This is a genomic window from Clostridium sp. D53t1_180928_C8 (genome assembly GCF_015667795.1).
In the GTDB taxonomy this organism is placed as follows: Bacteria; Bacillota; Clostridia; order Clostridiales; family Clostridiaceae; genus Clostridium.
This window is the reverse complement of record NZ_JADPEL010000066.1, coordinates 1-13257: the sequence shown is the minus strand read 5'-3', so window position 1 is coordinate 13257 and position 13257 is coordinate 1. Positions and strand designations below refer to the sequence as shown.

Below are 13257 nucleotides of genomic sequence, written 5' to 3'. Positions count from 1 at the left end.
ACTCCTAACGTTATAAATCTATTATAAATAGAAAAACCCTATAGGGTAGACTTTTTTTATCATGTCTACTCTATAGGATACATTTTAAATCTTTATTCTCTACCACTTTTTTATAATTAACTTAATATTAAATACTATGCTTTTTTTCTTCTCCCATTTATAGCAAATACTCCTGAAGCAACAATTACTAATGATATAGCTAATAATACTACGGAATTTTCTCCTCCTGTAATAGGTAATGTTTTAGCTTTAACACTTACTTTTATACTTAATGTTGTTTCATTATTATCACTATCTGTAACTTTATATGTTACCTTATAATCTCCAGCCTTTTTAGTATTTACTGTATTTTCAAGAACTTGAATTTTAGAAGTTAAATCTCCATCTTCTTTGTCTGATGCAGTAACACCATTTAGAGCATCAAAGTTATCTCCAACCTTTAATACTAAATCCTTAGCATTAATAACTGGCTTTTCATTTGTTTCTGGTTTTACATCTACTGATGGATCATTCTCATCTGTTTTATCATCTTCTATAGAATCATTATAACTCTTAGTGTCCACTAAAACATATGATGCTTTTGCAGGAACTATTATTTTACCTCCTTCTATAGTTCCTAATGATTCAACTCCAGCCTTTTCCTCATTTACTACTACTGTCCAATCTCTTGAAGGTAATTCAACTTCAACTGCACTATCATTAGAATTGAATATAACTGCAATGTTATTCCATGAATCATTTGTTTGTTCACCATTTAAAGTATATGCTACAACATTTGCTTCGTTAACATCTAAGAAGTTAAGACCTTGTTGTATATCATTAGTTGTATTCATTCTAAATGATTTATGAGCTTTTCTTAAAGTTATTAATCCTTTATAATATTCAAATAAATCACTGTACTCTTCTTTTCTTGTCCAATCAATTTTATTTACACTATCTGGGGCATTATAGCTATTATGATTAAAGCTTCCATCTTCATTAACTTTTGTTCTAGCCATTTCTTCTCCTGCTTGGAAGAAAGGAATCCCTTGCGATGTTAATACAAGTGCAGCTGACATCTTATTCATAGCTAAAAGCTCTTCTTTAGTTGCATTAGGATTTGTAGTTTGCAATTTATCCCATAAAGTTAAATTATCATGTGCTGATGCATAATTTACTGTTTGATATGGTTGATTTGCCCATGCTGTCGTACCATATCCAGAATATTGATTCGGTCCACCAGTATATTCTACTTGATCATTTTTAGTTGATGCAACTATACCAAATTTCACTACATCTTCAAGGCCTCTGAATCCATTTACAAATCCTGGTGTAGTATCTTCAAATACATGCCCCTTAATTCCATCTCTCATATCATCACTAAAAGCTGCTATTTGTAAATCTCCATATTTAACAGTATTAACCTTTAATGCTTGTTCTTCGCTAGGTAATGGTGTACCTCCACCAGTCCATCCTTCACCGTAAATTAATATACTATCATCAACTTCATTTAAAGTATTTCTTATTTCCTTCATTGTTGTTATGTCATGAAGTGCCATTAAGTCAAATCTAAATCCATCAATATGATATTCTTCAGCCCAATATTTAACTGAATCTACCATCATTTTTCTAACCATTGAACGTTCAGATGCTAATTCATTACCACATCCTGAACCATTAGAGAATCCGCCATCCTCATTTTGTCTATAATAATAATCTGGAACAGCTAAATTTAAGTGTGAATCTGCTGTAGCTCCTGTATGATTGTAAACTACATCCATAACTACTCTTATTCCCGCTTTATGAAGTTCCATTACCATTTTCTTAAATTCTTCTACTCTAACCTCTGCAGCATATGGATCTGAAGAATAAGAACCTTCTGGTGTATTATAGTTTTGAGGATCATATCCCCAATTGTATTGTGCCTTATCTAGCTTAGTTTCATCGATTGATCTATGGTCAAATGTAGGTAATAAATGTAAATGTGTTATACCTAATTCCTTTAAGTGATCAACTCCTGTTTTAATATCTCCATTACCAAATAAAGTTGTACCAGATTCCCATACACCATTATATTTGCCTTGAACTTCCATAGAAGCACCTGATGATGAATCAATAGTAAAATCTCTTATGTGTAACTCATAAATTATAGCATCTGTAGCATCTACAAACTCTGGCTTTACATCATTCTCCCAACCTTCTGGATTAGTTGAATCTAAATTAATAACCATTGCTCTATTACCATTTACTCCAACCGCTTTTGCATATGGATCTGTAACTTCCTTTTCTACTCCATTGTTAGTCACTAAGTAAGTGTAGTAAGTTCCATTTAAATCTCCATTAACATCTAAAGTCCAAATACCATTTTCGCCCTTAGTCATTTCTTTAATTTCTTTTGCATCTACACCATTACCAGCATCAAATAATGCTAATTTTACACTTGTTGCAGTTGGAGACCATAATACAAAACTTGTCTTATCTTTTGAATATAAAGCTCCTAACTCTTCATTATAATGATATAAATCTTCAAACTCTTGAGAATTAAATATCTTTCCTAATGTCACTAATTTTCCAGTATATCCATCCATCTCTAAATTATATTCATTAGTCAAACTTAATTCTTTTTCAGTTACTATTTTACCTGAAATTAGGTTCTCATTTATCTCTAAACTCTTAACTTTTATTAATTCATCATTTTCTTTTAAAGAAACATTTTCTATAGTTAAATCTTTACTCATTTTTACATTAGTAGTAAAGCTAATTTCATTTAATGAGTCTATTTTAGCAGATGTAATTGCTAGATCTTTAACAGCATCTTCTGCTCTAAAAACAATTTCTGAATTGCTTTGTACTAAATAAGCATTTATTTCACCACTATTATTCGCATATGCTAAATTAATAAATCTATCAAATTCAATATCCTTAGCTGACCAATCTGGTTTTCTAATAATGATACCGATTCCAGCTTCCTTAGCATTTACTACATTTTCATATACTATTGAAGTAGTTTTTCCAAAATCATCTTCCCCATTAAACGCATGTCCATTACCACCATGATTTGGATCTAACCAAGCCCATACATCCCATTCATCATAGTCATTATTGAATCTATAGTAATGTAGATTTAAAGTTACTTTTTCAAAATCCCTATTTACTTCCTTTAGTTCTACATCCTTATTATCCTCTTTATGATTAATAACAACTTCTGTATCACCAGCTGATAAATCTACAAACTTATCTGATCCAAAATAATTTTCAGCCCATTCATTACCTTGTTCACTTCTACGAAGTATATATCCTAATTGATCTGCATCCTTTGATGTTTTTACAACAGCAAACTTACCATCTTCATCTTCTCCTATAAAGTCAATACGCTTCCCATCTTTTCCAGCTTCCCAAACCCAAAGGTTCCATCCATCATAATTTCCATCAGGTCTATTATATCTAATCTTTACATAAACCTCTTCTGATGCCTTAACACTTATTTCTGAATTTTTTTCAGCTTGTACAGAAATTGGTAGTTGAATAAATGCTATACACATTATTAAACTTAATATTGCTGCTAAAGCCCTTTTGAATTTTCTCATAAATTTTCCTCCCATTATATTTATTAAAACAACTTTTAATTACTTGTTTTACATAATTCATTATAAGTATACAATCACCCCTTGTAAACCTTTTCCGGATTGTGAAATTTCACCTTCTTTTTTTATATTTAAATCACAAAAAAATATAATAATTTCACATATAATATTAATTTTGATACAAAAAAAAGAAACGATTAATATCTAACCGTTTCCTCTTTAATTTATTATACATAAACTTTCTCTTCTAATCCTGCTGAAGTTAATGCTATATTTAAATTTCCATTTTTACATCTTAATTCATCAATAAACTGTTTTTGACTTACATCTTCAGTTAAATGAACTCTATAACAAAGTTCAAATAATGCACCAAAATCTCTTGTTCTAATACTTTCAACTACCCATGAATTTGTATACTTATTTAAAATTTCGTCAAAAACTCCTTCATAATTTAAATCCTCTGGCACTAAAATTTTAAGCTTCATACTTTTAGTTTTAGGCATTGCAAATTTAAGTTTATCTAAAATTATCATAACTAAACATAATATTACTGTAACTATAACACCATATCCAATATACCCCATACCACAAGCTAAACCAACTGCTAAAGTAAAGAATACATATGAAATATCTTTTGGATCTCCAGGTGCACTTCTGAATCTAATAATTGAGAAAGCTCCAGCTAAACTAAAGGCTCTAGCAACATTATTTCCAACTAATAAAATTATTATTGAAATTATTACTGGTAACATTATTAATGTTAATGTAAAGCCAGGGGCATATCCCTCCTTTTTATGTGTATACATATACGCTAAACTAATAATAAATCCTAATATTATTGATGCTCCTATTACAATTAACGCATTTGATAACGTAAATGATTCTCCAGTCGTCGATGCAATTATCGTTTCTAACATATTTTTTCTCTCCTTATTTCACTAACATTATTTTTACTTAAACAATATCTCATATATTCGTTTCCGTATTTAGAAAACTTAGCACTATAAATTTGTAAATCTGATAATATCTCTACTAACCATAATGGTATTGCCCCTAAAATTTTAACTTCCATCAAATATTGATTTTCTTCTAAAAGTTCATCTCCAAAACTTCCTGACTCTAAAAATAAATACTCTCTTCTTGTAATTATTTTTGAATCAAATGTTAATCTGAAATTTTTATCACTTTTACAGAAAAAAGCTTTTCTACTATAGCTTATATAAACCTTTTGACTTACTTTATTATTATCTAAATAGTATTCTATTTCATTTAATACTTGATTACTCATATAGTCATCTTTCTTAGGTCTTATGCCAATTTCTAAAAATTTATATGCTTCTCCTAAAGTTAAAACTACCCTTCTTTTATTGACTACCCCATTAATCTTCTTTTTTAATTCTAAAAAAACTTTATCATCTGGTGATTTTGGAACCTTATAACTTCTTAATCTAAGTTTTTCTTTATAATAGGGCTTTGAAATAGAATGTCTAATTACTTGATTATCATCTGTATCATAATAAATATTATAAATACTATAATTTTTCCCATCTTTGCAATGTTCATCTGGATCCATATATTTATTTAATCTTTTTATAAGCTCATCATATTGGATTTGATTTAATAAATATTTCTTTTCATATCTCTTAAATGATTTTATTGCCATTAAATAACCTCCTCTAATTCCTTAATTCCATTGTTTAATGTAATTATAAATTTCGAACCTTAAAAAAATCTTAAATTATTTAACTTAATTTTAACTTCTAAATATATATAATTTAGGGAAACTCCTCCTTTCAGTCCTAGGAGTAAGTTCAGTTAACTAAATCGAAATTTATAATTAATTTAGGAAACTCCTCCTCCCTTCGATCGTAGGAGTAAGTTCAGTTAACTAAATCGAAGATTTAGAACTTCACTTAAGATTAATTTAAGGTTTTATTGATAATATATTTTTAGAGATTTTAATAATTTTACTAAAGTATTTGGAGGAAATTATGAAGAAAAAATTTATTATAGCCTTAACTGTTGCAACTTTATGTTTCAGTTCAGTGTCTTGTTCAAAAACAACTACAGACAGTACTAATGATACTGTTATTGAATCTACTACAACAAATGATAACAGCGATAGTACTAATAAAAATGTAGATGAAGAAATGGGTGGTATTACTGCCTCTATTTCATTAGATAATACAATAAGCATTAACGGTAATGGTGCCACAGTAAATAATAATGTAGTTACTATTAATAATGGTGGTACCTATTCAATAACTGGAACCTCTTCTAATGCTCAAATAATTATTGATAGTGCATCTGAAGAAAATGTTTATTTAATCCTTAACAATGTAAATTTAACTTGTTCAAATAGTGCACCAATTTATGTTAAATCAGCCAAAAATGCAATAATAGTCTTACCTGATGGTACTGAAAACACTATTAATGATAGTAAAATATATACTTTTGAAGATACATCTACTGATGAACCTAATGCAGCAATATTTAGTAAAGATGATTTAACTATTAAGGGTACTGGTTCTTTAAATGTTAATGCTAATTATAATAATGGTATAACAAGTAAGGATGATTTGAAAATAACAGGAGGAAATATTTCTGTAACTTCTTCTGACGATGGACTTATGGGTAAGGATTCCATAACTATAAAAGGTGGTAATATTACTATTAATGCATCTGGAGATGGTTTAAAATCAACTAATACTGAAGATACATCAAAAGGTTACGTGTCAATTGAAGGTGGTACATTAAACATAACTTCTGAAAATGATGGAATACAAGCAGAAACAAATGTTAATATAACTGATGGTACAATTAATATTACATCTGGTGGTGGTAGCGCTAATAGTAGTACAAATACTGATAATATGCAAAGCCCTTGGGGACAATGGGAAAATAGTAATACTAGTTCTTCAACCGATACTAGTAGTGCAAAAGCAATTAAAGCAGTAAATACTATAACAATTGATGCTGGTAATTTTAATATAGATTCATCTGATGATTCTCTTCATTCAAATAATAGTTTAGTAATTAATGGAGGAATTTTTGAAATTTCATCTGGTGATGATGGTATTCATTCTGATACTACTCTTGAAATAAACGGTGGAGATATAAATATTACTAAATCTTATGAGGGAATTGAAAGCACAGACATAACAATTAATAATGGAACTATTCATCTAGTTGCTAGTGATGATGGATTAAATGCAGCTGGTGGAAATGATTCTTCATCTACTAATGGTAGACCTGGTCAAAATAACTTTAGTTCCTCTAGCGATGGAACTATTACTATTAACGGTGGATATATTTATATAAATGCCTCTGGTGATGGTATTGATGCAAATGGCTCTATTGAAATGAATGAAGGTACTGTCATTGTAAATGGTCCTGAAAATAACGGTAATGGAGCTTTAGATTACGATTCAACTTGTAATATTAATGGGGGTGTATTTATTGCTGCTGGTAGCTCAGGAATGGCTCAATCACCAAGTACCTCTTCTAGGCAAAACTTTGTTAATATCTTTACCTCTTCACAATCAGCTAATACTTTAATTAGTATAAAAAATGAAAATGGCGAAGATATAGTTACCTTTGCACCATCAAAAACATATCAATCAGTAATAATATCATCTCCTAATTTACAAAGTCGCACCAATTATATAGTTTATTCTGGTTGTACTTCAAATGGAGAATCAACGGATGGTTTATATATAAGTGGCAGCTCTACTGGTGGAAGTGAAGTTGGTAACTTTACTACTTCAAGTATTTCAAGTACTGTAGGTTCTGGTGGAAATAATAATATGCCTGGAAACATGGGCGGAAATAGTGGAAATAAAAGACCTAGAAATTAGAATTATATACTAGATAATATTAAGAATTGTGTTTACTTTTAGCACAATTCTTTTTATAGTATATTACTTCTTTAATTATGGAAATATAACTTCATATATCAAATTTTATGAGGTGATTTTATGGCTACTCCATCAACTAAAGATAACGGCTACAATGTACTAATAATTGCAGGTGTATTTCTTTTAGGAGCATTTATCTGCTTTTTAAATAGTACCTTTATGAATGTTGCCTTATCAGATATAATGAAAGATTTAAATATAAGCGTATCTACAGTTCAATGGTTAAGTACAGGATATATGCTCGCTACTGGTATAATAATTCCTTTTACAGCTTTTCTTATAGATAAATTTAAAAATAGAACTTTATTTTTTGTATCTATAGGCCTCTTTACTATTGGAACTATTATAGGTGCCTTTGCAACTAATTTTCCTATGTTATTATCAGCAAGGCTAATTCAAGGAATTGCTAGTGGGATAATAGTTCCACTAATGCAAACAGTATTTTTGATTATTTTCCCTATAGAAAAAAGAGGCTTTGCTATGGGAATAGTAGGTGTAGTTCTAGCCTTTGCTCCAGCCATAGGTCCTACATTATCCGGGTGGATAATAAATAACTATCCTTGGAGATACTTATTTTATGTAACCTTTCCATTTGCAGTTTTAGACTTAATATTAGGATACTTTTTATTAAAGAATGTTACTGAAAATAGAGATATGTCATTTGATATTATTTCATTCATTGGTTCTACAATCGGATTTGGAGGATTACTTTTTGGATTTAGCAATGCTGGAAATTATAGTTGGACTGATATTAATGTATATTTACCACTACTTTTAGGCATAGTTTTTCTTATAATCTTTATATGGCGACAATTAAAAATGAAAGAACCTATGCTTAATTTGACAGTGTTCAAAAGTAAAATCTTTACTTTTTCAACTATAATTGTAATGATTGCTTATGCTGGATTAATTTCATCTGAACTAATACTTCCTATGTATCTTGAAGATGTAAGAGGCTCTTCAGCCTTTAATACAGGACTAACCTTAATGCCTGGTGCAATAGTAATGGGAATTATGAATCCAATTACAGGTAAACTTTTTGATAGATTTGGTGCTAGGTACCTTGCTCTAACAGGATTAACCATCCTTACTTTAGGTACTTTCGGACTTTCATTTTTATATGTATCTACCCCTATTATTTATGTAATATCCGTCTATGCAATAAGAATGTTGGGAATATCTATGCTTATGATGCCATTAACAACTTCAGGACTAAACTCCTTACATAGAAACCTTTATGCTCATGGTAATGCTGCTAATAATACATTAAGACAAGTAGCAGGTTCTATTGGAACTTCAATAATAGTAACACTAATGAGTAAAGCTAGTATTTCATCTGGCTATACCGATCCTGCCAAAGCTCAAGTTTATGGTATGAATATTTCATTTGCTTCTACAGCTGCATTAACATTAATAGGGCTTATAATAGCTTTCTTTGTAATAAAAAAGAAAGAAATTAAAGTTAAAGATTGAAAATACGGTTTTTTAACCGTATTTTTTAACTAAATATTTATTCTAATGAATTTCCGTTAGAATCTTTTATTTTCCCTAAAAATATTAATATACATTCTATAATTGCCCATATTTGAACCATTCCCCAAGTTATTCCATTTGTAAAATACCCGAAAAACCATAATAACAATTGTATTATTCCAATTTTGATATATCCTAAATAGAATCTGTGTATTCCCATACCACCTAAGAAAAGTGCCAATAAACCAGCTAGTAATTTATTTTTTACTTCTGTATCTAATTCATTAATATTATTATTTAACTTCGCACCACAAAACTGACAAATCTCAATATTATGACTTTTTATTCGTGATCCGCATTTGTAACAATAATTATCACCCAAACCTTTTTTAGTTCCGCAGTTCGTACACCTTAAACTATCATTGGTTATAAGCTGACCACAGTCCCTACAATACATAACATTTTCCCCCTCTCAATTATGGTTATTAAAATTATATGATTAAATTTTTCTTTATAGGATTAATAGGTTAATTACTATTATTAAAATTAGTAATTCCCATAATATTCTTCTAGTGTGATTCCTCTTTCATATAACTCTTTTGCAAGATCTTCTCCTAAATATCTGATATGCCAAGGTTCATAATTATATCCTGTTATATCTTCTTTTCCTTCTAAATATCTTATAACAAAACCATACCTATATGCATTGTCTCTTAGCCATATTCCCTCTTCGCTTTCTCCAAATTTAACATAAAGTCTTGAACCATATTCAGGTAATGTTACATCCATTGCTAATCCTAGTTGATGCTCACTAGCACCTGGAGGAGCTGAATATCCGCTATATGGATTATATATACTTTTCTGTGTGCTATAAGACCTATACCCTGATGTTGCATATAAATATAATCCCTGTTCTTCAGCAGCATTAAATAAATTTTCTAATGCTAAAGCCGCTTCTTTTCTCATATATAAACTACTTTCACTATTCATAGCTCGTACATTAGGTAAAATTAAATCCTGTGGTTCGTAATCAGAAGATATTTTCCTATTTTTATTTACACAAACAGTTAAGCTATTTTCTTCAAAAATACCCTCTGACACAACCTTATCTGTAGGTTCTTTAATTATCTCTTCAGCTTTTAAAATTCTATCAATTTCCTTTCCATCTTCATAAGTTACTATATAACTTTTCTTATTTTCGCCCTTAATCCCCTCAGAAATTACTTTACTTTCTCCACTGACAGTCTTATAGTCCTTAACTATTACTTCTTTAAAATCAATTTCTTCAATTACTTCTTCATCTATACTATAAATTCTATTTATTACTATTTCTTGATTATTAATTATTTTATCTTCAAGGCTATAATTAATTTTATCTTCTCTATTCAATTTAATATTTGCTTCATCAATTATTTCTTTAACATTCTTACCAGTACTTTTATGTTCTATAATTTTCCCATCAACTTTTATTACTATATTTTTAGGCCTACTAACCATTAAAATATACATAACAATACTTATAAAAAATACTAATATAATATTTCCTATTAATTTTTTATTCATTCTTATCTCCATCCATTTTTAGTACATTTCTCCAAATTTACTTGTTTATTATAATACATTTTTATATAAATTTATAATATTTTTTCAAAAAAAAGAAATATATCTTTACGATATATCTCTTTTTATATAAATATTATTACTTATTTGCCTTACTAAGTGCCACTTCTAGGACATTCATTGCATACTCTGCTTGTTCCTTTGTCATAACTAGTGATGGTAAAAATCTGATAACATTACTTAATAATCCCTCATTTATTATTACACCGTCTTTAAAACAACTATCTATTATTTCCTTAACTAATTCTGATGCAGGTTCCTTAATGCTCATAAGCAAACATTTTTCATGTTCTTGCAAATCCTGCTTGTACCTCATCAACAATAAATACTATTTCATTATCATTACAATTTTTTTGTAATCCTTGCATATATTTAGCCGAAGGAACGATAAATCCGCCTTCACCTTGAAGTGGTTCTACTATTAAGCATGCTATATGCTCTAAGGAAATAGTAGTTTTTAGCATAGTTCTTAATCTTTCTAAGCACTCTTCTGAATATTCTTCTGCCGATACACCCTTTGGCTCTCTATAAGAATAATGATAGTTAAACTTATATTATCTGATGCATATGGTCCAAAACCATTTTTATATGGCTTGTATTTACTTGTTGTAGACATAGTCATAAGAGTTCTACCATGAAATGAACCATTGGCAGATAATATTCCAGCTCTCTTGGTATATGCCTTTGATACTTTTATTGCATTTTCTAAAGCTTCTGCTCCACTATTAGAAATCATAACCTTTTTTCATAATCTTCATTAGTTATTTCAGTTAATTTCTTTGCAAGTTCAACATATGGTTCATAAGTAGCTATATTAAAACAAGGTTGAATATATTTTTCTACTTGATCCTTTATAGCACCAATAACTTTATTATCACAATGACCTATATTTTGAACTCCTATACCTGCAGCAAAATCTAATAAAACATTACCATCTATATCTTTATTTAATACCCCTTCAAACTTATCTTCGCTTTTCATAAATCCCCCTCCTTATTATAAATAAGATAACGTCTTTCAACTATGACCTAAAGTAAATCTTATATGGATCATTACGCTGAAAGACGTCTTTGTCCTTTTTATTAAATTATAATCAATAATAAATAATGGCGCTCATAGACTATCTTAATCTAATAATTTATCTGAAGTACTAATAACATTACAATTTTCCTTAAAATATGTTTCTATTATATTAATACTATTTACTACTTTGATTTTCTTATCACTTTCAAGTATAGATTCTAATGGATCGTCAAAACATTCTGCAACATATATCCAATCAATATACCTTTCTATCCCACCTGCCCCAGCTATCATTTCCATACTAGAAAGAGATTCTAATTTTAAAATATCTTTAACCATTATTTATATCTATAAGCCCCCCTTTCACCAACAATTAATAAAACTTTATTATCTTATATAGATTCTTCATATATTTTTTCAACCTCTTCTTTAGAAAATTCCTTTGTATGATTTACTATACTTGCTTTTGATACCTTAAAACAGTTCTCTGTCATCCATTCAACATCATCAATAGTTACTCCTAAATCTCCTAGTTTAACCTTTAAATCAATCTTACTTAAAAATCTATCAACAGCCTCTCTACAATCTTTCGCTTCTTGCCCTCCTAATATTTTTGAAATTACTCCATATTTTTCAATATCATACTTCCATGACTTTTCTATTATTATTGGTGTTAATGCAGCTAATCCCTTTCCATGAACTATATCTCTAAGCCCACTTGCTGGATGTTCCATTCCATGTGGTACTGTAACACCTGCTACTCCTATAACCATTCCCCCCAAAGTACTTCCTAATGTAATAGCTTCCCAAGCCTCTAAATCATCAGAACCGCCATATACTTTTGGTAAATTATCTGCTATTAATTTCATACCATATATAGCTTGAATTTCGACTAATGGATTAGTTATTTTAGAAAGGTAAGCCTCCATATTATGTGCTAAGGCATCAAATCCAACACTTGCTAATATTGATTTTGGCATTGTCATCATTAGTTCTGGATCTATAATAGATGACTTTGCAACTATTAAATTATCTCTTAATGATTTTTTATCCTTTGTTTCAGAATTAGTTATTACAGAAAATGAATTCCCCTCACTTCCAGTCCCACAAGTTGTTGGAACTAATACTATTGGTAATGCATCATTTCCCATTTTAACTCCAAATATATAATCTTCAATATCTCCTGAATTCTTAGCACAAAAAGCTATACTTTTTGCAGCATCCATTATACTTCCTCCACCTAATCCTAAAACAACATCACATTTACTATTAATAGCTAAATTAGCACCTTCATAAACTATATTGCTTAGTGGATTTTGCATTACCTTATCAAATATTTCACAACTAATATTCTCGCTATTTAATAAATCTATAACCTTATAAAGAAGTCCACTTTTTTTAGTGCTATTTTTTCCTGTAACTATTAACACTTTATTTCCATACTTCTTTACTTCCTTTCCTATTTCATTACTTTTCCCTACCCCAAATAATAAATTAACTGGTAAATTATAATTAAAATTCATTTTTCCATCTCCTCTTATTCATATTAAAATAATTTAATTTATTTATAAACTTAATTCTAAAAATCAGGACCACCCGTAAAACGGGTGGTTTGCTCTACGCCTATAAGGCTCTGTTACTGGCCGTGCTACTCGCACGTC

Annotated in this window: 9 protein-coding genes and 1 pseudogene; 2 read left to right on the top strand and 8 right to left on the bottom strand. The window is 29.3% G+C overall.

The window, feature by feature from the left end:
* Positions 1-134: 134 nt before the first annotated feature.
* From pulA to I4V51_RS19155, 3 genes are all read right to left on the bottom strand, one after another.
* Positions 135-3566: a type I pullulanase gene (gene pulA / locus I4V51_RS19165; RefSeq protein WP_195990040.1), complete on the bottom strand. Its 3432-nt coding sequence runs from the start codon at positions 3564-3566 to the stop codon at positions 135-137.
* A gap of 224 nt (positions 3567-3790) precedes the next feature.
* Positions 3791-4480 (bottom strand): DUF4956 domain-containing protein, encoded by a 690-nt coding sequence (locus I4V51_RS19160; RefSeq protein ID WP_195990039.1) that lies wholly within the window; start codon positions 4478-4480, stop codon positions 3791-3793.
* Positions 4474-5226, bottom strand: a complete 753-nt coding sequence (locus tag I4V51_RS19155) for a polyphosphate polymerase domain-containing protein (protein WP_195990038.1) — start codon at positions 5224-5226, stop codon at positions 4474-4476. The genes I4V51_RS19160 and I4V51_RS19155 overlap by 7 nt, the downstream gene beginning before the upstream one ends.
* A 328-nt stretch (positions 5227-5554) precedes the next feature.
* On the opposite strand from I4V51_RS19155, the gene I4V51_RS19150 reads away from it, so the two are divergent.
* Complete coding sequence (locus I4V51_RS19150) at positions 5555-7420, top strand: carbohydrate-binding domain-containing protein (protein ID WP_195990037.1); 1866 nt, start codon at positions 5555-5557, stop codon at positions 7418-7420.
* A gap of 120 nt (positions 7421-7540) precedes the next feature.
* Complete coding sequence (locus tag I4V51_RS19145) at positions 7541-8953, top strand: MDR family MFS transporter (RefSeq protein ID WP_195990036.1); 1413 nt, start codon at positions 7541-7543, stop codon at positions 8951-8953.
* A gap of 37 nt (positions 8954-8990) precedes the next feature.
* Here the strand turns inward: I4V51_RS19145 and I4V51_RS19140 are convergent, their stop codons facing one another.
* The 5 genes and pseudogenes from I4V51_RS19140 to I4V51_RS19120 form a co-directional block, all read right to left on the bottom strand.
* The gene (locus I4V51_RS19140; protein WP_195990035.1) at positions 8991-9410 is read right to left on the bottom strand and encodes a TM2 domain-containing protein; all 420 of its coding nucleotides are present in this window, start codon (positions 9408-9410) and stop codon (positions 8991-8993) included.
* An 89-nt stretch (positions 9411-9499) separates the two neighbouring features.
* Positions 9500-10516 carry a D-alanyl-D-alanine carboxypeptidase family protein gene (locus I4V51_RS19135; RefSeq protein ID WP_195990034.1) on the bottom strand — a complete coding sequence of 339 codons (1017 nt, stop codon included), beginning with the start codon at positions 10514-10516 and terminating at the stop codon, positions 9500-9502.
* A 136-nt stretch (positions 10517-10652) separates the two neighbouring features.
* A pseudogene (locus I4V51_RS19130) lies at positions 10653-11533 on the bottom strand (aminotransferase class III-fold pyridoxal phosphate-dependent enzyme); the annotation flags it as partial.
* Between the two features lie 165 nt (positions 11534-11698).
* Positions 11699-11935 carry a hypothetical protein gene (locus I4V51_RS19125; RefSeq protein ID WP_195990033.1) on the bottom strand — a complete coding sequence of 79 codons (237 nt, stop codon included), beginning with the start codon at positions 11933-11935 and terminating at the stop codon, positions 11699-11701.
* A gap of 53 nt (positions 11936-11988) precedes the next feature.
* Complete coding sequence (locus tag I4V51_RS19120) at positions 11989-13119, bottom strand: iron-containing alcohol dehydrogenase (protein ID WP_195990032.1); 1131 nt, start codon at positions 13117-13119, stop codon at positions 11989-11991.
* Between the last annotated feature and the right edge of the window lie 138 nt (positions 13120-13257).